Annotated in this window: 24 protein-coding genes; 18 read left to right on the top strand and 6 right to left on the bottom strand. The window is 42.8% G+C overall.

All coding sequences use genetic code 11. From position 1 onward, the window contains the following. The first annotated feature begins 35 nt into the window (after positions 1-35). Positions 36-1904, top strand: coding sequence for an acyltransferase family protein (locus IGJ12_RS14110; RefSeq protein ID WP_430619144.1), 1869 nt, complete (start codon positions 36-38; stop codon positions 1902-1904). 78 nt (positions 1905-1982) lie between these two features. On the opposite strand, the gene dhaL is transcribed toward IGJ12_RS14110, so the two are convergent. The 4 genes from dhaL to IGJ12_RS14090 all read right to left on the bottom strand — a co-directional run bounded on the left by dhaL (position 1983) and on the right by IGJ12_RS14090 (position 6516). Then, a complete protein-coding gene (dhaL, locus tag IGJ12_RS14105) occupies positions 1983-2588 on the bottom strand; it encodes a dihydroxyacetone kinase subunit DhaL (RefSeq protein ID WP_005233893.1) in 606 nt (201 codons plus the stop codon). A 14-nt stretch (positions 2589-2602) separates the two neighbouring features. After that, entirely contained in the window at positions 2603-3586 is a 984-nt protein-coding gene (gene dhaK, locus IGJ12_RS14100) for a dihydroxyacetone kinase subunit DhaK (RefSeq protein WP_008379550.1), read from the bottom strand. Continuing rightward, the gene (gene dhaM / locus IGJ12_RS14095; RefSeq protein WP_005228160.1) at positions 3583-3987 is read right to left on the bottom strand and encodes a dihydroxyacetone kinase phosphoryl donor subunit DhaM; all 405 of its coding nucleotides are present in this window, start codon (positions 3985-3987) and stop codon (positions 3583-3585) included. Before dhaM ends, dhaK begins: the two co-directional genes overlap by 4 nt. A gap of 204 nt (positions 3988-4191) precedes the next feature. Continuing rightward, positions 4192-6516, bottom strand: a complete 2325-nt coding sequence (locus tag IGJ12_RS14090) for an HAD-IC family P-type ATPase (protein ID WP_430619143.1) — start codon at positions 6514-6516, stop codon at positions 4192-4194. A gap of 259 nt (positions 6517-6775) precedes the next feature. On the opposite strand from IGJ12_RS14090, the gene queG reads away from it, so the two are divergent. Further along, positions 6776-7951 carry a tRNA epoxyqueuosine(34) reductase QueG gene (gene queG, locus IGJ12_RS14085; protein ID WP_034872140.1) on the top strand — a complete coding sequence of 392 codons (1176 nt, stop codon included), beginning with the start codon at positions 6776-6778 and terminating at the stop codon, positions 7949-7951. Between the two features lie 39 nt (positions 7952-7990). On the opposite strand, the gene IGJ12_RS14080 is transcribed toward queG, so the two are convergent. Further along, positions 7991-8347, bottom strand: a complete 357-nt coding sequence (locus IGJ12_RS14080; protein ID WP_005228172.1) for a hypothetical protein — start codon at positions 8345-8347, stop codon at positions 7991-7993. A 165-nt stretch (positions 8348-8512) separates the two neighbouring features. Between IGJ12_RS14080 and IGJ12_RS14075 the strand changes: the two genes are divergently transcribed. The 6 genes from IGJ12_RS14075 to IGJ12_RS14050 all read left to right on the top strand — a co-directional run bounded on the left by IGJ12_RS14075 (position 8513) and on the right by IGJ12_RS14050 (position 13905). Continuing rightward, complete coding sequence (locus IGJ12_RS14075; protein ID WP_008379560.1) at positions 8513-9388, top strand: SPFH domain-containing protein; 876 nt, start codon at positions 8513-8515, stop codon at positions 9386-9388. Between the two features lie 3 nt (positions 9389-9391). Further along, positions 9392-9889 carry an LURP-one-related/scramblase family protein gene (locus IGJ12_RS14070; RefSeq protein ID WP_005233908.1) on the top strand — a complete coding sequence of 166 codons (498 nt, stop codon included), beginning with the start codon at positions 9392-9394 and terminating at the stop codon, positions 9887-9889. Positions 9890-9908: 19 nt separating this feature from the next. Beyond that, positions 9909-10781 (top strand): fructokinase ScrK, encoded by an 873-nt coding sequence (gene scrK / locus IGJ12_RS14065; protein ID WP_002347415.1) that lies wholly within the window; start codon positions 9909-9911, stop codon positions 10779-10781. Between the two features lie 100 nt (positions 10782-10881). Beyond that, a complete protein-coding gene (locus tag IGJ12_RS14060) occupies positions 10882-11631 on the top strand; it encodes an alpha/beta fold hydrolase (RefSeq protein ID WP_010749998.1) in 750 nt (249 codons plus the stop codon). 107 nt (positions 11632-11738) lie between these two features. After that, positions 11739-12701, top strand: coding sequence for a rhodanese-related sulfurtransferase (locus IGJ12_RS14055; protein WP_016612875.1), 963 nt, complete (start codon positions 11739-11741; stop codon positions 12699-12701). Positions 12702-12966: 265 nt separating this feature from the next. After that, positions 12967-13905: a 2-dehydropantoate 2-reductase gene (locus IGJ12_RS14050; RefSeq protein ID WP_086316570.1), complete on the top strand. Its 939-nt coding sequence runs from the start codon at positions 12967-12969 to the stop codon at positions 13903-13905. A 160-nt stretch (positions 13906-14065) separates the two neighbouring features. Here IGJ12_RS14050 and IGJ12_RS14045 read toward each other — a convergent pair whose 3' ends face one another. Then, on the bottom strand, positions 14066-14815 hold the full coding sequence (locus IGJ12_RS14045; protein WP_008380325.1) for a MurR/RpiR family transcriptional regulator: 750 nt from the start codon (positions 14813-14815) through the stop codon (positions 14066-14068). A gap of 154 nt (positions 14816-14969) precedes the next feature. On the opposite strand from IGJ12_RS14045, the gene pfkB reads away from it, so the two are divergent. The 10 genes from pfkB (at position 14970) to IGJ12_RS13995 (ending at position 24402) form a co-directional block, all read left to right on the top strand. Then, positions 14970-15908, top strand: a complete 939-nt coding sequence (gene pfkB / locus IGJ12_RS14040) for a 1-phosphofructokinase (protein WP_430619142.1) — start codon at positions 14970-14972, stop codon at positions 15906-15908. Then, complete coding sequence (locus IGJ12_RS14035; protein ID WP_016621854.1) at positions 15905-17311, top strand: PTS fructose transporter subunit IIC; 1407 nt, start codon at positions 15905-15907, stop codon at positions 17309-17311. Before pfkB ends, IGJ12_RS14035 begins: the two co-directional genes overlap by 4 nt. Next, the gene (locus tag IGJ12_RS14030; RefSeq protein WP_008380329.1) at positions 17308-17757 is read left to right on the top strand and encodes a PTS sugar transporter subunit IIA; all 450 of its coding nucleotides are present in this window, start codon (positions 17308-17310) and stop codon (positions 17755-17757) included. The genes IGJ12_RS14035 and IGJ12_RS14030 overlap by 4 nt, the downstream gene beginning before the upstream one ends. A gap of 4 nt (positions 17758-17761) precedes the next feature. Then, positions 17762-18739: a tagatose-bisphosphate aldolase gene (gene lacD, locus IGJ12_RS14025; protein ID WP_008380331.1), complete on the top strand. Its 978-nt coding sequence runs from the start codon at positions 17762-17764 to the stop codon at positions 18737-18739. A gap of 558 nt (positions 18740-19297) precedes the next feature. Continuing rightward, positions 19298-20098, top strand: a complete 801-nt coding sequence (locus IGJ12_RS14020) for an SDR family oxidoreductase (RefSeq protein WP_430619141.1) — start codon at positions 19298-19300, stop codon at positions 20096-20098. Positions 20099-20113: 15 nt separating this feature from the next. Continuing rightward, entirely contained in the window at positions 20114-21976 is a 1863-nt protein-coding gene (locus IGJ12_RS14015) for a BglG family transcription antiterminator (RefSeq protein ID WP_430619140.1), read from the top strand. Beyond that, complete coding sequence (locus IGJ12_RS14010) at positions 21973-22458, top strand: transcriptional regulator GutM (protein WP_430619139.1); 486 nt, start codon at positions 21973-21975, stop codon at positions 22456-22458. The genes IGJ12_RS14015 and IGJ12_RS14010 overlap by 4 nt, the downstream gene beginning before the upstream one ends. Then, positions 22458-23012: a PTS glucitol/sorbitol transporter subunit IIC gene (gene srlA, locus IGJ12_RS14005; protein ID WP_430619138.1), complete on the top strand. Its 555-nt coding sequence runs from the start codon at positions 22458-22460 to the stop codon at positions 23010-23012. The genes IGJ12_RS14010 and srlA overlap by 1 nt, the downstream gene beginning before the upstream one ends. A 12-nt stretch (positions 23013-23024) precedes the next feature. Continuing rightward, positions 23025-24023, top strand: coding sequence for a PTS glucitol/sorbitol transporter subunit IIB (srlE, locus tag IGJ12_RS14000; RefSeq protein ID WP_430619137.1), 999 nt, complete (start codon positions 23025-23027; stop codon positions 24021-24023). A gap of 22 nt (positions 24024-24045) precedes the next feature. After that, positions 24046-24402: a PTS glucitol/sorbitol transporter subunit IIA gene (locus IGJ12_RS13995; RefSeq protein WP_016621850.1), complete on the top strand. Its 357-nt coding sequence runs from the start codon at positions 24046-24048 to the stop codon at positions 24400-24402. The last annotated feature ends 5 nt before the right edge of the window (positions 24403-24407 follow it).

Genomic DNA, 24407 nt, shown 5'->3' with positions numbered 1-24407 from the left:
AACAATTGGATCAATTAGAGAAAAGTGGTTGAAAAATGAATAAACGTTTAAGCACAAGCCGCTATATTACCGGGTTTGACGGCATTCGAACCTTGGCAGTCATCGGCGTTATTTTATATCATTTACTACCTACTCATATGCGAGGCGGGTATTTAGGAGTTCCAGTATTCTTTGTCGTATCAGGTTATTTAATCACTGACTTGCTGAGGCAAGAGTGGGATCAAAACGGCAAAATCAAAGTCAAAGATTTTTATATTCGGCGGATGAAACGGCTCTATCCAGGAATGGTGGTGATGCTGCTTATCTCAGCAGCGTATATCACTTTGTTCCAGCGAAACCTGCTGAATAATTTGCGCGGGGTTTTTGTTAGCTCGCTGCTGTATTACAACAACTGGTGGCAGATCAATCATGGGTTATCCTATTTTGATCGGTTCGGCAATGAATCCCCCTTTACCCATCTGTGGTCACTGGCTGTGGAGGGACAGAACTATCTGATTTGGCCTTTAGTGTTTATTTTGTTGATGAAAATCGGCAAGCAGAGGCATCGCGCCTTTAAATTTACTGCCGCAGTCACGATTTTATCGGCAATTCTGTTAGCGGTCCTTTACACACCAGGCGCTGATCCGACACGGGTCTATTATGGAACAGATACGCGGCTCTTTTCGATCTGGATGGGGAGTGCCTTAGCATTCATTTGGCCAAGTACCCACTTGAAGAAAGAGATACCGCAAAAAGCCAAACGGGTCTTAAATATCTCTGGTTTTGCTTCCTTGGCTGGTCTGATCGCAGCGTTCTTTTTCTTAGATGATCATTTGACCTTTGTCTATTATGGCGGCATGTTCTTGATCAGTATCCTATGTACGATTCTTGTGGCAGTCACCGCTCATCCCGGAGCCAGTTTGAATCGTGTATTGAGTAATCCGATTTTCAGTTATATCGGCAAGCGCAGTTATGGGATCTATTTGTATCAATTTCCAGTGATGATTTTTTACGAAGCAAAAGTGGGAAATATCGGTGAGAACGTGCTGATGCACACGTTAGTGGAACTATTCTTGATCTTGTTTATCAGTGAATTGTCCTATCGGTTTATCGAAAACCCAATGCGTAAATTCCAGTACAAAGATACATTCAGAACGGTCCGCGGTTGGTTCAGTAAACCAATTTTTAGTTGGAAAAAACCGTGGTTAGTGCCCAGCTTACTCATTACCCTCGTTGCTTTGTTTGGCGTCGTGACTGCACCGACGAATTATGTCGATGCCCAGCAGCAGCAGTTGAAAGACAACATTGCGGCCAATAAAAAAGCGGCAGAGCAATCGCAAAAGAATGCGAATGCTGAAGGCAATGAAGCAGACGATGAGGCGAGCACGAGTGAAGATGAAAAAAATATCATGGAAAAATATGATTTAACAGCAGCTCAAGTGAAAAAAGCAGAATCTCTTGAAATCACGGCTTTTGGTGATTCCGTGATGCTGGATGCAACGGCTGACTTGAAAGAAGTCTTTACCCAAGCGGTAGTTGATGGGGATGTTGGGCGCCAGCTGTATGCGAGCCCTGAATTGATCAAAGACTTGAAAGAAAAAAATCTTTTGCGGGATACCGTCCTTGTGGGGCTAGGGACGAATGGTTCCTTTACAGAAGCCCAATTTGACAGCTTTATGAATGAGATCGGTGATCGCAAAGTCTACTGGATCAATGTGCGGGTACCGACACAGCGTTGGCAAAATGAAGTCAATCGGATGTTGGAGCGCATGGCGGAAAAATACGACAATATGACCTTGATCGATTGGTATGATTTGAGTAATGACCAAGAATCATGGTTCTATGAAGATCGGGTCCATCCAAATCCAGATGGCATGGATCAATACGTGAAGCTAGTTGCCCAAACGATTTTACAAGATGAATAAACAAGAAAAAGACAAACCTTATGCAATCATAAGGTTTGTCTTTTGTCTTAAACGGTATTTTGTAAGAGCATCGTTTTTTTAATCCTTTTCTATCACCGTTAACAAAGACTCAAATAAAATCGCACTAGAAGCCGATCCGGGATCGATATGACCGATGGCACGTTCACCAACATAAGAGGCACGGCCTTTTTTAGCCACTAGTTCTTTGGTATGCTCTTTCGCTGCTTCGATCGTGTCTTTGGTCAATTCACCTTTTTTCAAGGCTTCTGCGACAGGTTGCCACACATCGACCATCGTTTTGTCTTCAAACTCAGCTTTTCCCCGCATTTTGATGCCGGTCAAGCCTTCTTCAACGATCGTACCTAATTGTTCAAAGGAGTCGATCGTTTCTAGTTCCTTCGTTGCTTTGGTCATATTCATAAACGCCGAACCATAAAGGGGACCCGAAGCTCCGCCGACTTTTGAGATCATTGCCATCGAGAAGACTTTAAAGGTATCACTGATCGTCGTTGGCTGTTGTTTGGCATAAGCTTCTTGATAAGCGGCTACGCCGCGTGCCATATTGTTGCCATGGTCACCGTCGCCGATCGGTGTATCTAAATCGCTTAAATAGGCCTTGTTTGCTTCGATTTCTTTCGTGAAGGTATCTAACCATGCTTGCACCGTTTCTGTTGTCAATTGCATCTCTATTCGCTCCTTTACCAGGCTATTGTTGTGACGGCTTCATTTAACGCATCGGTGTGATCCGTTTCGCTGAAGTCGATCAAGGTCAGTGAAAGTCCCTGCATATCGATGGAAGTCATGAAATTGCCGACTTTATGGAAGGAGACAGGGATGTCTTTTTCTGCGAGTAATTTCGCGACATCATTGGCAAAAACGAATAACTCCATTTGCGGCGTACCACCCATACCGTTGATCAAGACACCGACTTTTTCTGGGGTCTTTTCATAATCCGCCAAGATTTTTTCCACCAACTCTTTTGCTAGTTCACGTGAGGGTTTCAGTTTTTCTCGACGGTAACCAGGTTCGCCGTGGATACCCACGCCATACTCGATCTCATCATCGGCTAAGTCAAAACCTGGTTTCCCAACTTCAGGAACTGTTGCCGCTTTTAATGCGACCCCAATGGTTTTGATCGATGCAACCAAGGCATCGCCCAGTGTTTTTAATTCACTTAAGCTGGCACCATTACGAGCAGCTGCGCCTAAAATCTTGTGGACTAAGACCGTACCGGCAACTCCTCGTTTCCCAGCAGTATAGGTGCTATTTTCAACAGCGATATCATCATCAACGACCACGATCTCCGTTGTGATCTCTTCCATTTCTGCCATATCTTTGGCCATCTCAAAGTTCAAGATATCGCCAGTATAGTTTTTGACGATCAACAAGACGCCTTGTCCTTGATCAGAATCTTGGATAGCCGTCAAAATCTGGTCGGGGGTAGGGGAGGTGAAGACATCGCCTAAAACGGCGGCGCTAAGCATCCCATCACCGACAAAGCCAGCATGGGCCGGCTCATGTCCGCTCCCACCGCCAGAAACAAGACCGACTTGTTCTTTTTGATTATTCTTAGCGATCACCCGTGAGTCGGCGACTTGATGGACCAGTTCAGGATAACTGCCTACGATACCAGCCAACATTTCTTCTACGATCATTGAGGGATCATTAATGATTTTTTTCATGCTTCATGCCATCCTTTCTCGGCTGCTTTTTTTGCTTCTGCAACGATTTGCGCCAAATCATCACTAAAACCAGCGGTGATCGCTGCAGCAAAGGCACCTTCCACCAGCGGCGCGTCGATCAGGTGATAGCGTTCTTGTTGCTGAGGTTCCAGCATGTCGTAAGCAAGTTCGGCATTCAAAACGGCACTGCCTAGATCGGCAAAGACTAAGATCAGTTCAGCATCTGCGGATTCGTTGACGGCATCCACGATTTTCGTGGCGTCAGAACCCAGCTCTCCTTCTGCTGTCCCGCCTAAAGAATAGATCGTGACTGACTCGCCATCAGCCATTTCTTCGATCATCTGTTTTAATCCTTCGGTGAGTTGCTGACTGTGAGAAACGAGTAAAATACTTTTTTTCATCCAATTTCACCAACACTTTCTGATTAAATTTGGCTGTTTGACAAGGGGGTTGCCTTTTCCAAAGAAACACCGTCCTTGTTGAAACCGCCTACAGGTTCAGTATACCAAATTTCTTTCTTCTTGTATGGTTGCACCTATGGAGAGGACAAAAAAACAGCATCGTCTTTCTGGACAAAGCAAGAAAGAGCGATGCTGCAAAATCAATTAGGATTGTTTAACGAGCACTTTGGCTGAAAAGCGCTTCGTTAGGAAAGAAAGCCCCACGTACAGGCAGATGTTCAATGCCATCATGCCAAGGAAGTAAGGCAATGTTACGGCGGTCAAGAAACCGACTTCCAGCAATCCGTGGAAAAGCATTGCTGCGACATAGATCCCCACGGTAGTGGTAATCGCTAAGAACAATCGCAATGGATTTAATGGCAAGCAAGCGCGAATCACAGCGATACAGCTGATCCCGATCAACAAATAGTACAACAAGGTCGTCGTATCAAATTGCGACCAACCGTAGTCGGTTTGTAAAAAGCGGATCGCAAAGTAATTGACTAACACCAACAAGGCATTTGGCAACGCATTGAGCAAGACTGTCGGCAAGTAACGACCTTTGATCGGTGCTTTGTTTTCTTCAAAGGAAAGGAAGAAAGATGGATAACCTTCAATTGCTAAGTCGATCAATGTGATTTGGATCGGCAAGAACGGAAAGGCGCTGGATGTCAGGATACAAACCAAAGAGAGCAAGAAGCTGTAAATCGTCTTGATAAAGAAGATTCCCGACGCTTTGGTCACGTTATTGACGACGCGGCGTCCTTCAAATAAAACATCTGGCAACGTAGTAAAGTCAGAATCCAATAAGACAAAGTTAGCGATTTGACGAGCCGCACTGTCGCCAGCAGCCATTGCAATGCTGACGTCGGCTTCCCGTAGTGCCAACACATCGTTGACGCCATCACCCGTCATGGCAACGGTCCGTTGATTGGCTTTTAATTCTTGAACGAGTAGTTTCTTTTGTTCAGGAGTCACACGACCAAAGACCGTATAGCGTGTCGCAGCTTCTCGGACTTCTGCTTCGGTCGTTAAGGTAGAAAGATCGATGGCTTGATCGGCATTCGCTAGGCCTGCACGATGGGCGATCGCTGCGACTGCTATTGGATTATCGCCAGAGATCACTTTTAGATCGATGCCTTGATCCGCTAAGTAAGCCAAGGTTTCTTCTGCGTTTTGGCGGATGATATCGGATAAAATCAAGACAGCCACCGCTTGTGCGTTGGTTGGGTCAAAGGATGTCGGCGTTTTTGGATCAGTTTCTACGGCTAAAATCAACACCCGTAGACCAGCTTCTTGCGCTTCTATGACTTGCGACAAGGCAGCAGAGCCGGCGACTTTTTCAGGTGCGCCAAGATAGACATTTCCTAGATGTTCAAAAGCCACAGCACCCCATTTGCGCTGTGAAGAAAAGGCAGCGACTTCGATCGGCTGATGATCCGTTAGCTCAGGGCAGCCTTGACGCAATGCTTGCATCGTCAAATTGTTATCTGTGCTGGCTGCCAAATAATTCCCTAAGAGCATGTTAGGGTCGCTGTCGGCTTGGAGAGGAACGATCGATTCGAGAACCATATGGCCTTCCGTCAACGTCCCCGTCTTATCCAGACAAAGGGTATCGACATGCGCCAAGGTTTCAACGGCATACATGTCTTGGACCAAAATCCGTTTTTTGGCCAATTTAATGACACCTGTCGTCAAGGCGATACTGATCAGCAGGACAAGTCCTTTTGGTAACATTCCTAATAAGGCAGCGGCAGAAACGACGACGGATTCCTTGATCCCAGCATCTCGCATCATAAAGGCTTGGAAGAACAAAATCACCCCTAAAGGAACGATCACATAGCTGGTGAATTTGGATACACTACGGATCGAAGCAAGCAGCTCAGAGCGGATCGGTTTGTGGACCTTCGCCTCATTGCTTAGTTTCGCTGCGTAGTTTTCTGCACCGACATGAATGACTTTTCCTGTCACTTCACCGCTGACGATGAAACTTCCTGAGAGTAAGGAAGCACCTGCTTCTTTGACAACCAGATCGGCTTCACCAGTCAGCATCGCTTCATTGACTTCGACTAGTCCAGAAAGCACCGTCATATCAGCGGGGATTTGGTCCCCAGCACCAAGAATGACTGAGTCGTCCAAAACCAATTCTTTGGCTGAAATCTCATGGATTTGACCATCTCGAATCACTCGTACCGTTTGCGGTGAAACAAGTGAGAGTTTTTTTACTAAATTACGTGCGTGCAATTCTTGGCTGATCCCAATGGTGATATTCACAAAAATAATCGCTAAGTAGAACATGTTGGAATAGGCGCCTACGGCAAATAAAAAAACGCCAATCAATAGGTTGAGAAAATTGAATAACGTCAGTAAATTGTCCTTGATGATCGCAGCAGTTGATTTACTGGTTTTGGTTTCATAATCATTGTGCAGTCCCTCTTGGGTTTTCTTGGCGACTTCTGCTGCAGTCAAGCCGGTGGGTAATTGAGTCATAAGCATCTCCATTTCATTTGTTCATTTCTTTCTGATTCCTTTATCTAGTCTAGCATTCGAAAAAGGCAATGCAATCGTTGCGAGGAAAATAACGATAAAATTAATTAAAATCTTAAACAATCAACACGTGTTCTTTTAAAGAAAGAAAAAAACTGGGGGAACAAACCGCACCATCGACTTTTTTCTGGTGCTTACGTATAATAGGGGAAGAGAAAAAGCCGAGAAGCAGATGCTTAGCGGACAAAAGAGGGTAGCGAGCATGTCTTTAAAAGAAAAAATTATTGCAGAAAGCAAGCGGCTTGGCATCGACAAGATCGGGTTTGCTTCAGCGGAGCCGTTTTTGGCATTGGAGCCTTCCTTGCGGGAACAAAAAGCCAAAGGCCATACCTCTGGTTTTGAGCATCCCGTGATCGAAGAGCGGATCTATCCTGAACGGACATTTGAAAATCCGCAAACGATCATTGCGATCGCTTTAGCTTATCCGACAAAAATCAAAGAGAAAGTCCCCCGGGATGAAAAGCGTGGCATGTTTGCCCGTGCCTCGTGGGGCATCGATTACCATGATATTTTGCGAGAACGATTGGATCGCTTGATCGCCTTTATCAAAGAACAAGCGCAAACGATGGAAGAACAAGTCGAATGGCGTTTCGCACCGCAAGTCGATACAGGGGAATTGGTGGATGTGGCGGCAGCGCAGCGGGCGGGTCTTGGCTTTATCGGTCGTAATGGCTTGCTGATTACTGAAGAATTTGGTTCGTTTGTTTATCTAGGGGAGATCGTCACTAATATCTCTCTTGAACCAGATGAAGAAGTCCCGTTTGGTTGTGGGGATTGCATGCGTTGTGTGACGGCTTGCCCCACCAAAGCGTTATTGGGCGATGGTCGAATGAATGCCCAGCGCTGTTTGTCCTATCAAACCCAGACGAAGGGTATGATGCCAGAAGAGTACCGCAAAAAGATGCATAACGTGATTTACGGCTGCGATATTTGTCAGCTGGTCTGCCCTTATAATCGGGGGAAAGACTTCCATTTTCATCAAGAGATGGAGCCTGAAGTCGATACCGTTTATCCAAAACTGCAACCGATGCTGTCTTTATCAAACAAAGCCTTCAAAGCACAATTTGGCCATCTATCTGGCTCTTGGCGGGGGAAAAAACCTCTGCAGCGTAATGCCATCATCGCCTTAGCCAATGTGGGAGACCGCAGTGCCTTGCCAGCGATTTGGCGCTGTGCGACAGAAGACGTGCGCCCAGTGATTCGAGGAACGGCTTATTGGGCCATTGGCCAGTTGGGCGTCAAAGAACCAGAAATGTGGTTAGAGCGACTGCAACGGTGTGCAGAGTTAGAACCCGAAGAAGAGGCGCTACAAGAATTGCAGCCTGCCATCGAACGATTGCAAGCAGTCATTACCAAAAAGCAGGAAAAAGAGCTATAAAAAAAGCAAAACGTGCCCGTGGCCGTTTTGCTTTTTTGTTTAATCTAGTACGTCATCACTTTCAACGATTTCTTCTGAATCCAGTTCAAAATCAGGTGCTGGATGCACACGCTCAGGCAGCTCCATTTCTAACTCGCCTTCTTCGGTGTATTGGTTGTCGGTATCGGCAACGTCAACTAAAATTTCTTCAGGAAGCTCTTGCTCCAACCGATAGCCTTCTGCATGACGTGCATCGAGTAATTCCAAAAGATGTTGCCACTCGTCTTTCGAGATCACTACAACGTCAATGCCATCTTTGTTTTGTACCTCTACAACAGAGGAAAGATCGGTGCCGACCGTTTTAATGATCGATTCCAACGACCATTTACTCGTTTCTAAGTCAATTTTTTGTGCCATAAGAATTACTCCTTTTTTGAGAAAAATTTTGTCCTACCTTAATTGTAACGGGAAAGTTGCAGAAAACAAAATAGCTTGATTGGGAATCGTCCCTGATATGCGCAAGAACATTTGCACAGCGGCTTTAACCAAGGTAAGATAAGAGCAAGAAGGGAAGGAATAAAAATGACAGAAAAACAGACATTTCATGTGAATGGGTATTTAGCACTGGTTGTGCTGATCGGGTTATTAGTTGGCGGCGGTTATTTGTTTTATCATGGGTTCGTAAATGAGAGCGTTCTCGAAATCGTTCTCAGTATTCTTTTATGGATCGTTTCGTTTCTTTTCCTTAGTTCGTTAACGATCGTACAACCCAACCAAGCCAAAGCGATCCTCTTTTTTGGGCAATATTTAGGAACCATTAAAGACAACGGCTTGTTTGTGACAACCCCATTAACCCAAAAAATCAATGTTTCATTGAAAGTTCGCAACTTTAACAGTTCGCTGTTGAAGGTCAATGATTCAGACGGAAACCCGATCGAGATCTCGGCAGTGGTGGTTTTTAAAGTTGTAGATACCGCTAAAGCATTGTTTGATGTCGATTATTACCAAGACTTCATTGAGATCCAAAGTGAAACAGCGATTCGTCACATTGCGACGCAATACCCTTATGACACGTTCAATGACGATGATCTGACGTTGCGAGGCAATACAAGTGAAGTCTCGGAGGAGCTGGCAAAAGAATTGCAGGAACGATTAGCTGTTGCTGGGGTCGAAGTCATAGAGACCCGCTTAAATCACCTCGCGTATGCGACTGAGATCGCTAGTGCGATGCTGCAGCGCCAACAAGCTAAAGCAATTTTATCAGCACGGCAAATCATTGTTGAAGGGGCCGTCTCCATGACACAAATGGCGTTAGAACAAATCGAAGACGGACAGGACATCAATTTCACAGACGACCGCAAAGTCCAACTGATCAATAATTTATTGGTGTCGATCATTACCGATAAAGGCACTCAGCCGGTGATCAATACGGGTGATGTCAAAGAGAAAGGAGTGTAGCATTTGAAGAAACTTTACATCAAACAGAAGGTTTTCAGCATCGGCGAAAAATTTACCGTGACCGATGACTTACAAAACCCTCGCTATTATGTCGAAGGCAGTTTTTTTAAGATTCCGAAAAGTTTTACGATCTTCAATGAGCAGCAGCGACCGATCGCGGAGATCACCAAAAAAGTGTTCAGTTTATTACCGAAATTTTTTGTGGAAGTCCACGGCCAAGAAGCGATCGTTTTAGAAAAACATTTCACATTTTTTAAAGCCCGCTATTCCATCAGTGCAGAAGGCATCGATGTGGACGGCAATTGGTGGGATATGGATTTTGTGGTCAACCGCAACGGCAAGCGGATCGCAGAGATCCACAAAAAATGGATCTCTTGGGGCGATACCTATGAAGTCGTGATCTATGAAGAAGATCTAGATGACCTGATCATTGCATTAGTGGTAGCCATCGATCGCGTCAAAGCAGATGATGCCGCAGCATCAAGTTCAGCAAGTAGTTAGAAAAAAAGGAGCGATGTGCATGTTATACGGTTCGATTGAAGCAGGCGGCACAAAATTTGTGTGTGCCATTGGCGATGAAGAAATGACGATCAAGGAAAGAGTGAGCTTTCCGACAACGACACCTGAGGAAACAATGCCTTTAGTCATTGATTTCTTCAAACAATACCAAGCAGATTTAGCAGGGATTGGGATTGGCTCATTTGGGCCCATCGATATCCATCGCGATTCTGCCACTTATGGGTACATTACCTCAACCCCGAAATTGGCATGGCAAAATTTTGATTTCATCGGTACCATGAAAAAAGAATTTCCGATCCCGATTTCTTGGACAACAGATGTCAATGCGGCTGCCTATGGTGAGTATGTCTTCGGCAGTGGCAAAGGATTGAGTAGTGTCGTTTACTACACGATCGGTACAGGTGTTGGCGGCGGTGCCTTACAAGAAGGGCGCTTTATCGAAGGATTTAGTCATCCAGAAATGGGGCATATGCTCGTCGTCCCTCATCCAAAAGATGACTTTGCTGGCAGCTGTCCATTTCATGGCAACTGTTTAGAAGGGATGGCCGCTGGACCCGCCATCGAAAAACGCTTAGGGAAAAAAGGACAAGAGGTTGCAGAAGATGATCCTTATTGGGAAATCGAAGCCTCCTATATTGCTCAATGTGCCTACAATACAACTTTGATGTTTTCTCCAGATGTGATCATTTTTGGCGGTGGTGTGATGAAACAACGCCATATGCTGCAAAACGTCCATGACGCATTTGCAAAATTGGTCAATGGGTATGTCGAAACACCTGAGTTAAGCAAATATATCGTGACCCCAGCATTGGAAGACAACGCTGGAACGCTCGGTTGTTTGGCATTGGCTCGAGAAGCGGTCTTACATTCATAAACGAAAAAACGGATCATACTCTTCGGGTATGATCTTTTTTTACAGCGTATCAGTGGCGCTTTTGGCGACTTTTTGTATACTTAAGCTGAGGTGGAAAAGAATGAAATTAGCTGTTCGAAAAAGAAAAATCGGGAATATTCCGGTCTTAGAAGTCGTACCAGAAGAAATGATTTATGAACCGCTGCCATTGATTATTTACTATCATGGTTGGCAGACGAGTAAAGAATTAGTGTTGACACAAGGCAGAAAGTTGGCTAGAGAAGGTTTTCGGGTGGTCTTGCCAGATGCAGCCAATCATGGGGAGCGCAAGACCCAGCTATCGGAGATTCCTTCTTTAACTTTTTGGCAAAGTATCCAAACCAATCTATTTGAGTTTTCTTACTTAGTCGATTTTTTTGAAAACCTTGGTTTGGTCAACGGTCAGATCGCAGTTGGCGGTGTCTCCATGGGAGGGATGACCACGTGTGGTTTATTATGCCAGCATCCAGAAATCACAGCGGCAGCTTGTATCATGGGTTCTCCTTCCATGTTGAAATACCGTGACCGCATCCAAATGCACGCCGGCGCTGCTGGGTTCTTTGTACCCGAGGATTATGGTCAGCTTTTAAGCTGGATGGATGCTTACGATCTGTCTTCTCAACCAGAGAAATTAGGACAGCGTCCCCTTTTATTTTGGCATGGTACCCAAGATGAGAAAATTCCTTATGGTGATGTGGAAGCCTTTGTGGCAGAAAATCCAGAAGCAAATCTGCAGTTTATCTCGCGAGAAGAACGCCATCTGGTGCGTGGAGAAACGATGGATCAAGTCACAGCTTTTTTCGTGGCAGAGCTCAATCAAACCAATCCATGACACTGTTTGCTCAAAGAAAAAGATTGTGTGAAAAGGTACAAGCATAAAACTCGTTTTTTGTCACGCGATAACCTATACTGTAGGGTGCAAAAAAAGGAGGAATTGGTTTGACATACCGCGTTTTATTATTTTATAAATATACAACAATTGAAGATCCGGAAAGCTTCGCCAAGGAGCATTTAGCATTTGGAAAAGAAATTGGCATCAAGGGCCGTATTTTAGTAGCCAATGAAGGGATCAATGGCACGCTTTCTGGAACGGTTGAAGCAACAAATCGCTATATGGAAAAAATGGAAGCTGATCCCCGTTTTAAAGGGATTTTTTATAAAATCGATGAAGTAGAAGAACATGCGTTTAAAAAGCTATTCGTTCGTCCGCGCAAAGAATTGGTTTCATTGAACCTGGAAGATGACATCGATCCATTAGAAATGACTGGAAAATATTTAGATCCTAAAGCGTTCAAAGAAGCTTTGTTAGATGAAGATACCGTGGTGATCGATGCCCGTAACGATTATGAATATGACTTAGGCCATTTCCGAGGAGCCGTTCGTCCCGATATCCGCAGCTTCCGTGAGTTGCCGCAATGGATCATCGATAATAAAGAAAAATTTATGGATAAAAAAGTCGTTACTTATTGTACTGGTGGTATCCGTTGTGAAAAATTCTCAGGCTGGTTGCTGCGAGAAGGCTTTGATGATGTGGCCCAACTTCATGGTGGTATCTTTGCTTATGGGAATGACCCAGAAGTTCAAGGCGAGCTTTGGGATGGCAAAATGTACGTCTTTGATGAACGCATTAGTGTGGAAATCAATCATGTGGATAAAAAAGTTATCGGTCGCGACTGGTTTGATGGCACACCTTGCGAGCGCTATGTAAACTGTGCCAACCCAGAATGCAATCGCCAATTTTTGACTTCTGAAGAAAATCAAGCTGCCCATTTAGGTGCCTGTAGCTATGATTGTGCCATCCACGAACACAACCGTTACGTGGAACAACATGGGATCACAGAAGCGGAAAAAGCTGAACGGCTAAAAAACTTTACAACAAACAATGAAACAGTCACTGCCTAAAACGACAACTGTTTCACAGGAAATAATTGAATAGAAGGGTCGCACGTGAGTCCGAAAACTGGTTTCGCTCAGTCAAGTTTTCAATCTTCCGTGCGACTTTTTGAATGGACAAAATTGGAAACGACCGTTTTTTAATTATCTGAAAAATCTAACTATTCCAATTGTTCTTTTTTCTTTCCTATCGAGAAAAAACGCAAGGCTCTCGCATATTTCACGATTTTAGAGTAAACTATACCTAATTGTGGAAGAGGAAAGAGGAATTCAGATGAAAATTGTTATTGCTGGTGCAGGTGCTATGGGCAGCCGTTTTGCTATTATGCTAAAAAGAGGCGGAAATGACGTCACGTTGATCGACGGCTGGCCGGCGCATATCGAAGCGATCCGTGAACACGGATTACGAGCGAACTTAAACGGTGAAGAGATCGCAGTCCCTTTTTCGATCTATTCGCAAAATGAGATCCCAACGACTGTACAAGCAGACTTGATCCTGGTCTTTACTAAAGCGATGCAACTGGATCAAATGATGCAAACGATCAAACCGATGATCGGAGAGCAAACGAAAGTCTTATGCTTATTAAACGGGATCGGTCATGAGGACACGATTGAAAAATATGTCAGCACGGATAAAATCTTTTTAGGAAATACCATTTGGACGGCGGACTTGATTGGTCCTGGTAATGTTCGCTTGTTTGGGGATGGTTCTGTAGAACTGCAAAATATCGAACCGGGCAAAGAAGAAGATGCCCGTCAATTAGCGGCAGTCTTGGCTGATGCTGGGTTAAATGCGTCTTATTCTGAGAACATTCGCTACTCCATCTATCGCAAAGCCTGTGTCAACGGCACACTAAATGGTTTGTGTTCGATTTTAAATGTGAATATTGCCCAATTCGGACAAACCTCAACGGCGCGTGCGATGGTCCAAACGATTGTGGAAGAATTTGCGGCAGTTGCTACCCATGAATCTGTTCAACTGGATGTATCCGAAGTAGTCCACCATATTGAGGAAACCTATGATCCAGAAGGCATCGGAATGCACTATCCATCCATGTATCAAGATTTGATCAATAATCATCGCAAAACCGAGATCGATTATATCAATGGCGCAATCTCACGAAAAGGCCGCAAGTACCAAGTGCCAACGCCTTATTGTGACTTTTTGACTCAAATGATCCATGCCAAGGAAGATATTTTAGCAGCAGAGTAAACACTTCTGCGAAGGTAATAACTCTTAAAATCGCTAGCAGTCAGTAGCGATTTTAAGAGACTGCATCCAAATCATTCAGCAAAAAAGTCTTTTCGCTCGCTCATAGCAGAAACACTATGAGGGCGAAAAGACTTTTTTTATTGATTTCGAGTGAGTCTGCTTATTTTTTCTTGATGCGAATCGCATAAGAATCCAACAATATTCGAGCAATGACCGATAAGGGCAGTCGTGAGCGGACTTCATAATCAGGGAAAAAGGAAATTTCTGATTTGAAGCCAATCAAAGAAAGCTCGACTAATTCCAGCAAGCGGCTTTCTTTTGAGGCGGTGATCAAAAGCGATCCGATTTCTTTGTCGTAACAATTTTGAGCCGCGATGACTAATTCTTCGGTTTCCCCATTTAATGAAACAAAAATCACGGTATCTTCTTTGCGTAAACGCTTACTGATCGTAGTGATAATATTGGGATCAGTGTACAACTCACAATATTTATCCACCAGTTGAAATTTTGTCTTCATTTCTTCCCCAATCAATTCTGAAAAGCCCCGTGCAAAAATAACGATTCGTTTCGCGTTGTATATTTTTTGGATCGCATCTTCAATAGTGCCCGTATCCAGCATATTTAAGGTACGAATGACTTCTTGTTCATTTTTAATAATGGAGCGACGGATCTCTTCATCCACCATCTCCACGTTTGAAAAATTCAAGGTCATATTCGATTGCTCTTTTAAATGATGTTTAAAAGAGGTGTAGCCCTCATAGCCCTTTTTCTTCATGGTTCGGACGATCGTTGTCGTTGAAACATTTGCCAGTTCACTTAGTTTGATAATCGAAAGGCTCGGAATTTCTGAAAGGTTTTGCGTAATGTAATTCCATAAAAATAGTTCTGCTTCACTTAATTTGTTGTCCATCTTGCCACCTCTTATCGCTATTTTAGTGTGATTGTATCTGAAAATCAAATGGAATCAAACAAGATTGAAAATGTTTTCAACAGAATGGATCGTTTTAGAAAACATGTACATTCAGAAACAGTGCATACTTAAGGTACAGCAAGGAGGAACAATTATGGGAACGATTTACACATGCACGATGAATTTAGCGATTGACTTATTTATTGAAACAGAACAGCTTTTGCCTCAAGTTGTCAATCGTACACTAGATGATGATATCCAAGCCAATGGCAAAGGGGTGAACGTTTCTCTTATTTTGAAAATGCTAGGTATTCCCAGCACTGCTTTAGGATTTAGTGGTGGCTTTACAGGAAAATATATTGAAGATTTTTTAAGCGAAAAGCACATCAAGAACGATTTTGTAGCGGTTAATGGAATGACAAGGATCAATGTCTTTACACAAGTCAACGAAGAAAACAAAGAATATAAATTGGTCAATCAAGGACCAGCGATCAGTCCAGAAAATGTGGAACGATTGTTAGCAAAAATCAAGACTCTTATTCCAGGTGATTTTCTCTGTGTTTCTGGGAGTTTGCCAAAAGGTGTTCAGCCGACGGTTTTGATTGAGATCAGTAAAATCTGTCAGGAACGAGAAGTCAAGCTGATTATTGATAGTAGTTATAAGGAAGTTCGGGAATGTTTGCAGTATCGTCCTTACTTAATCAAACCAAATGAAGAAGAGTTAGCGACACTATTTGATGTCGCCACGATCGCACCCGAAGATTATCAGAAATACGGTCAAATGTTAATTGCAGAAGGAGCGCAAAATGTGTTGCTGTCTTTAGGAAGTGAGGGGGGGATTTTTTTAAATGAAGCAACTTGTCTGATCGCTAATGCTCCAAAAGGCAAAGTGGTAAATACAGCCTGTGCGGGAGACAGCTTATTAGGGACCTTTATTGCTGGGATGGTTCGCAAGGAGAAGGTTTCTCATACATTGAAAAGAAGTATTGCAGCGGGAAGTTCAACTGCTTTTAAAAAGGGATTGACTGACTTTTTAGATATCCCTGAATTGGAAGCGCAAATACATGTTCATAGAAAGGAAGTCCATAAATGACAAAATTTCAGATAGTAGCTGCGACGGGATGTCCGACGGGGATCGCGCATACGTATATGGCACAAGAAGCATTAGAGCAAGCCGCTAAGAAGCGAGGCATTTCGATCAAAGTAGAGACTCATGGACAGATTGGGATCGAAAATGCATTGACTGCTAAAGAGATCGAAGCTGCCGACGCAGTCATTATCGCGGCTGATAAAGATGTTCAAGCCGAACGTTTTGCAGGCAAAAAAATCATTGATGTCCCGGTAGCTTCGGGCATTCGCAATGCGGATCAATTGATCGCTGATGCCTTAGAGGGTGCAGGGAAAATCAAACAGTCGAAGCAATCTGTTCCGACCGATAAAGAAGAAGTAGCCGTCAGTGGGATTGGACATACGATCTACAAAAACTTAATGAATGGTGTCTCTCATATGTTGCCGTTTGTGGTCAGTGGGGGAGTCTTGATTGCTATTTCATTTCTTTGGGGGATTTATTCGGCTGATCCAACTAACGCTCAGTACAACGAATTTGCTGCCCGACTCAATGGAATCGGTGGTTTTGCTATGAGTATGATGGTCCCGATCCTATCAGCATTTATTGCGGAGAGCATCGCGAAACGACCAGGACTAGTGGTTGGGTTTGTTGGGGGCTTGATCGCGGCAGACGGCGGCACTGGTTTCTTAGGTGGGATCGTTTCAGGTTTCTTAGCCGGTTATGTCGTGCTAGGTCTGATGAAGGCATTGATTCTTTTACCTAAATCATTAGATGGTTTGAAAGCAATTTTTCTTTATCCTGTTTTAGGAGTCTTGATTACAGGACTGATTATGGACTTTGTGTCAGGACCGATGGCAACAATCAACGAAGCAATGATGTCCTTCTTAGCTGGTTTCGAAAACTCTAGTCCCTTTGTATTAGGAATTATTGTTGGCTGTATGTGTGCATTCGATATGGGAGGACCAATCAATAAAGCAGCTTATGTAACAGGTACTGCTTTATTGGCACAAGGAAATACTAGTTTCATGGCAGGAGTTTCGGCAGCATGCATTGCCCCACCATTGATTACAGGTTTTGCCGTTTTATTCTTTGGGAAGTATTTTGATGCAAATGAAAAAAATGCTGGATTAGTCAATTTTATCTTAGGCTCAACACATATTACAGAAGGAGCGATTCCTTTTGCGGCAAAAGACCCGCTGAGAGTGTTACCGATCATGATGTTTGGTTCTTCGATTGCTGCTGTACTGACCTATCTCTTCAAAGTGCAAGTGCCTGCACCTCATGGTGGCTTCCTGGTATTACCCGTTGTTACTCATGGTCTTTTATGGGTAAGTGCGATTTTGGCAGGATCGATCGCAGGTGGTTTGTTGCTAGGATTGGTTCAAAAAAGAAAAGTTGCCAAACAGAGAATGGACGTGAAAGCATGATTACGGAAGAATATATTTTTATCGATTCCCTCTTAAAGAATAAAGCAGAAGCTTTATCATTTCTAGCAAAAGAAAGTCGGAGACAAGGCGATGCTACGAATGCTTCAGAAGTGGAAGCAGCATTTATCCTTCGAGAAGAACAAGGCTCTACAGGCATGATGGATGGTTTTGCCATTCCTCATGCGAAGAGCAGTGTTATTAGACGACCATTTATTAGTGTAATCAAACTTAGAGAAGCAATCGATTGGGACAGTTTAGACGGACAAAAAATCCATACGATCATCGCTATGTTTATACCAGAGAATGAAGCTGGGAGTACCCACCTTACGATTTTATCTCAAGTGGCAAGGATGCTGATGAAAGAAGATTTTAAAAAAGCGATCCAAACAACTACTTCTAAAACAGCTTTACTACAAGTAATGAATCAGTATCTAGAAGGGAATTGAAAAAATGACTACGACAATGAAGCAACCGATAGCAGTAACAAAACTTTGTAATTCAAAAGGAATCATCAGTGCCTTAGCGATCGATCAAAGAGGCGCATTAAAGAGGATGCTAAGTCAATATAAAAAAGAAGTGTCGGATGCAGCGATCGAGCAGTTTAAAACCATCGTCTCTGAAGAACTAACACCCTATGCATCGGCTATTTTATTAGATCCAGAATACGGACTTCCGGCAGCAAAAGAACGCGCTCAGCAAACTGGTCTATTGATGGCTTATGAAAAAACGGGGTATGACGCAACGACGCCTGGGAGACTCCCAGACTCGTTAAATTATTGGTCAGTCAAGAAGCTCAAAGAGGCAGGAGCAGATGCCTGTAAGTTTTTACTCTACTATGATGTAGACGAAAGCGATGCGATCAACGATCAAAAGAAAGCTTATATAGAACGAATCGGTTCTGAATGTCTGGCGGAAGGGCTGCCCTTTTTCTTAGAGCTAGTCTCCTATGATGCGACCATTTCGGATAACACATCGAAAGAATACGCAACGATCAAACCACATAAAGTCAATCAAATGATGAAGGTTTTTGCGGAGTCGCGCTATAACGTGGCTGTTTTGAAAGTAGAAGTTCCTGTCAATATGAAGTTTGTTGAAGGGTTCGGAAATGAAGTTGTCTATACACAAAAAGAGGCTGCAGCATTCTTTAAAGAACAAAGCCAAATGACTGCTTGTCCATTTATTTTTCTTAGCGGGGGCGTCAGTGCGGAGCTTTTTCAAGAAACCCTCCGTTTTGCCAAAGCAGCTGGTTCAACCTTCAATGGTGTATTATGCGGGCGAGCAACTTGGGCAGATGGTGTTAAGGTATTTGCCACTAAAGGAGAAGCTGCTGCAAGACAATGGATGCAAACAGACGGTAGAAAAAACATCGAAACATTGAATGAAGTGCTAATGGAAACAGCTTCTTCTTGTCAGGCAACAACTGAATGATTTCTTTCAATGGGAATATCTGAACTTGGGGAAATAAGGTGTCAACATATGCTGGCTTCCAGACGGTTAAACGGATATCTGAGATTGACTTTCGCCGAAGTCTTCATTTGAAAAAGTCAACGAGTTGGGTCATTCTTAAGGAGCGTACTAACCAATCTCCGCCTTTTTAATACACTCTAATTTCAATCGTTTCAATTAGCTTAGGGAATTTTCCTAAGCTTTTTTTGTGGAAGAAAAAGGTAGGAGTTTTTCTTTCTTTGACTGCTTGTTATTGGAGTGGCTTTGTTGTGGAAAAATCGAGAGCAATTAGTACACAAACCATCCTTTAAAAAAGAGTGGATGGCTCCATCTAAGGAGAAGATAGGATAGAATAGAAGTCGCTTCAACATGAATTCTTTCAGTTGCAAAATAAAATTGCATTGTTTTATAAGGCAAACGGTCTGAAGATTATTCAGTGAATTCGTACACTTTTTTTCCAGATCTTTGAAAAAATCCTGTCTTAATTATTATTGGTCAACGCTTATACTGAAAGCGTAATCAAATTGTAGGAGGGAACGTATGAAAGACTGGTTAAATATAGCTGGAAAAACCGTGATCGTAACAGGAGGTTCTTCAGGAATCGGAAAGAGGATTGTCGAAAGTTTATTAGAGCAAGGGGTGAATGTGGCAAATTTTGACCTTACAGAAGCTACCCAACAACATGACAATTTGTTGTTTGTTGAAACGGATATTTCAGTAAGGGAAGAGGTGGAGTCAGGTGTAGAAAAAGTCGTTGAGCGGTTTGGAACTGTCGATGGTTTAGTGAACAATGCAGGGATCAATATTCCACGTCTTTTAGTAGATAAGAAAGATCCTCATGGGAAATATGAATTGTCAGATCCTATTTTTGACAAGATGAGTGCAATCAATCAAAAGGGCGTTTTCCTAATGACGCAAACAGTAGCCCGAGAATTGGTCAATAAAAAATCTGGAGTCATCATCAATATGTCATCAGAATCAGGGCTTGAAGGATCTGAAGGGCAAAGTGCATATGCTGCTACCAAAGCGGCACTCAATAGCTATACAAGATCATGGGCAAAAGAATTAGGAAAATCAAATGTTCGAGTGGTGGGTATTGCACCCGGCATCATGGAAGAAACAGGTTTGAGAACGCCTGCCTATGAGGAGGCATTGGCTTACACAAGAGGGACGACAGTTGAAAAACTGCGAGAAGGATACACAAAAACGAGTACAATTCCTCTAGGTCGGAGTGGCAAATTGTCAGAAGTAGCTGACTTGGTCTGCTATTACCTGTCTGATCGATCCAGTTATATTACAGGAGTGACAACAAATGTAGCGGGAGGAAAAACTAGGGGATAGAAATAGGGGGATAAAATGGCATTCGTAAATCGATGGTATCAAATCTTAGACTTGTTAATAACCCATAAGGATATTTCAATCATTGATTTACAGAAAAAGTTGAGCAGTAGTTCAAAAACAGTAAAGAGTAGTATTGATCTGCTTAATGAAGAACTAATTGGTATTGCGAAAATCGTGCAAAGGAAAAAGAGCTATTCGATTGAGGTAGAAGACGCTGAAGAATTTGAACTCATTTTGGCTGGAAAGTTAAAAAAAGAAACCGATTTTAACTCAGCAAGTAAGCGGGTAGCATTTATCCTAAAACAATTGATCGAGGAAAAGTCATTTATTTTAATTGACGATCTGTCTGAAGCGCTAGGGATCAGTAGGAGTACTGTCTATAATGATTTTCGGATGCTAAAAAAGCTACTCAAGCCTTTTGATACAGAAGTAGTTGGAACGCCAAATAGAGGGATTCAGATTAAAGGAAGTGAATTTAATCTGCGATTGCTTTACATCTATTATGTACAAGATTATTTTTATGAAAATCATTTAGAAAACGATACACGAGCAATGATCCAAAAAATCATTTCTCTCTCAGGGATTCCGCAGTATTATGGTCGTTTACTGTATAAAGTGATTTCTATTTCCATGAAAAGGATCATTGAAGGGAATTATTTAGAGACGATACCGAATTGTTATACAAATTTCATCAAAGAAGAAGAACAAATCGAGCAGTTGATCTATCATCTAGAGACCAAATACCGAGTGACTTTAAGTCAAACAGAACAGGACTTTCTCTGGTTCCCGTTAAATTTATCTGCAAATTCCTTAATTGAGCGTACGGTTGTCCCGACAGCAGTCGAACAGTACTTTAAAGCGATGCTAAAGCGAATCCATCGCACGCTCGTTTTGGATATCAATGAGAAAGTTTTGTTTTTAGAAATGAAAGAACACTTAAAGTATATGATCAACCGAATCGTGGTCCAAGCAAAATTAAGCGATTTGTTTTACGGCGAAATCGAGCGACAATATCCCTTTGCCTATGAATTAGCCAAAGTCGGTCTACAAGAGATTGAAGAAGTGGTTGGTCGAACCATACCCACAGTCGAAATCAGTTATCTAGCACTTTATTTTGAACTTGCTTTGAAAAGCCAACAAAACGAACCAGCCAAAAAGCAAATTGCTGTAGTTTGTCACAGTGGCAGAGGTACGGCGATGATCATTCGTCGTCAATTGGAACGAGTCTTAGGCAATGATATTCGCATCACCCATTTATCAGAGGAAGCCTATCAGCAGGAAAATATGACCGATTACTTCGCCATTTTTACGACGATTCCATTAAAACATTTAGAGCAAGTGAAAAGTCCAATCATTAAATTGACCAACTTATTTGACGATCATTGGTTGCGCAATGAGTGGGAAAAAGCCGAACGCTTGCAGTCAGTAGGGAAGCAGTCGATCCTCTTACATTTTAATCACTTAGATCCTGACTTGACCTATCAAGAGAATGTCCAGTCAATGATCGCCGAATTAACAAAGGAGCATATAGTAGATGAGTGCTTTTTGGAACGAATCAGACAAAGAGAGGAAAAACATGCCACGATTTTTGATTCTGAGATTGGCTTTCCCCATGCGATCAATGATCAAACAGATAAAATCGTTCTGTCGATAGGTGTATTCAAAAGGAAATTGGTTACTCCTGAGGGCAATATCAAACTGATTTTTTTGTTAGGTATTCCAAGTGAATTGACAGGGAAAAACGAACAAGACTTGTTGCGCATTTATGATGAATTATTTGCGATTGCTGGCAACGCGGATTTCAGAGAAGAAATCAGTGCCCGAGAAAATCTATTGGCATTGAAAGAATGGCTTTATCAGAAGGAGTTGATTATATGAGTTTTGTTTATCTATTTGGTATTTTTGCCTTAGGCGCCTATTTGTTACAAATTCTTTTTGGGTTAAAACAGATCAAACACTTTAATCAAAACTATCAGCAACTGCGCAAAAAAGGCAAGGTAGCGATTGGACGCAGAGCTGGGAAAATAAAAGCAGGAACGATCGTTTTATTTGCGGTCGATCCAGCAGGGATCATTCTTGATGCCAGAAAGATGCAAGGGGTAACCGTGTTGGCGAAGTTTAAAGAGCTGCCGGTCTATCTAGGAGAAGATATTCATTATATCGATAAGTACCATCCCAATGTGCAAAAAGAAAACAAGTTGACGATTCAAGCGATGGAAAATGCCAGAGAAATCTATTTGCGCACAGAAGCCGGGAACTATACCGAAAATCAAGGAGTGTCGCCTGTAACACTGTTGAAAATACAAATACAAACATGGAAAGAGAAAATATACATGAAAGAAAAAAGGAGTGCAAAATAATGGAGTATATTACAAAATTTGCTGAAAGTTTTATGAGCCTTTTTCAAACCGGAGCAGAAACCTTTATCTCATGGATGACAGGTATCGTTCCAGTGGTGCTAATGCTGATGGTCGCCATGAATACGCTGATTGCTTTCTTAGGAGAAGAACGCGTGACCAAAGTGGCACGTTTATCTTCAAAAAATCCTTTTACTCGCTATTTGCTTTTACCTTTCCTATCTGCCTTTATGTTAGGAAATCCAATGTCGTTTACTATGGCTCGCTTTTTACCTGAATACTATAAACCTAGCTATTATGCTTCACAAGCGCAATTTTGTCACACCAGTAATGGGGTATTTCCTCATATCAATCCGGGAGAACTCTTTGTATGGTTGGGTATTGCCCAAGGAATCACAACATTAGGCTTAAACTCGATGGAGCTGGCGATTCGTTATCTGTTGGTCGGTATGATCATGAACTTTATTGGTGGTTGGGTCACCGACTTTACGACTGCTTACGTGTGTAAGCAGCAAGGCATCACTTTGAGTAAAACCGTCAAACTAGTGGCAGAATAAGGAGGAATCAAGATGACGTATAAAAGTATACGAGTAGTCAAAGGCAGCGGTGGTTATGGCGGTCCCTTAGTGATCACGCCGACAGAAGAAAGACATAAATTTATTTACATTACTGGTGGTGGTGAGCGACCTGCAATCGTTGATAAAATTGTTGAATTAACGGGAATGGAAGCAGTCAATGGCTTTAAAACATCGATTCCCGATGATGAAATTGCATTGGCAATCATTGACTGTGGTGGCACACTACGTTGCGGTATTTATCCCAAAAAAGGGATTCCGACGATCAATGTCGTCGCAACGGGGAAAAGCGGGCCATTAGCACAATATATCAATGAACAGATCTATGTTTCAGCGGTTGGGGTCGACCAAATTTCATTAAGCGAAGAGCAAGAAGCAATCACTGTCATCAATGAAGCAACAGCTACTAAGCGGGAATTTACCTACGATACTTCGAAAAAAATCACGGAGCAAAAAGCCGAGCAGCAAAATTTTATTGCCAAGATCGGGATGGGCGCCGGGAAAGTCGTTGCGACCTTTAACCAATCTGCACGAGATGGGGTTCAGACGATGATCAATACCGTCATTCCCTTCATGGCATTTGTTTCCCTGTTGATTGGGATCATTCAAGGGTCAGGCGTTGGAAATTTCTTTGCGAATGTAATGGCGCCATTGGCTGGCAATATTTGGGGATTGATGATCATTGGCTTTATTTGTTCCCTGCCATTTCTCTCCCCGTTACTTGGACCAGGGGCAGTGATCAGTCAAGTGATTGGAACTCTGATTGGGGTCGAGATCGGTAAAGGAACGATTCCACCTCAACTTGCTCTACCTGCATTATTTGCGATCAATACTCAAAATGCCTGTGATTTCATTCCAGTTGGGTTAGGATTAGAAGAGGCAGAAGCGGAAACGGTTGAGGTTGGGGTACCTTCTGTTCTTTATTCTCGTTTCTTAAATGGTGTACCACGGGTCTTCGTAGCATGGCTTGCAAGTTTTGGACTTTATAGTTAAATCAGTATAGGAGGAAGCAGAAATGGCAGTTTTTACTACGACAGTTCTTTCAATCGGTGTGGAGGCAGAATTATTTCGCGAAGAAAATATGATCATTCTTTTTGGCAAAGATGCACCGGCAGCATTAGCTGACTATTGTTACAATATTGAAGTACAGCCAATGAATGGCACGATTACATCTGAACAAAAATTATGGATCGATGATCAAAGCTATCAAATTACCTCGGTAGGTGACGTGGTATCAAGGAATTTGCAAGAGTTAGGACACATCACGATTAAATTTGATGGCAGTTCGACCTCTGAATTACCAGGCACACTTTATGTAGAAGAAAAAACGATCCCTGTGATTGAAAAAGGAACAAAAATCAGTATTAAGTAAGGAAA

It is taken from the genome of Enterococcus sp. DIV0802b, from assembly GCF_050543535.1.
Lineage (GTDB): Bacteria > Bacillota > Bacilli > Lactobacillales > Enterococcaceae > Enterococcus_D > Enterococcus_D entomosocium.
Note: the sequence above shows the minus strand (reverse complement) of the source record. Positions and strands in the feature narration are given on the sequence as shown.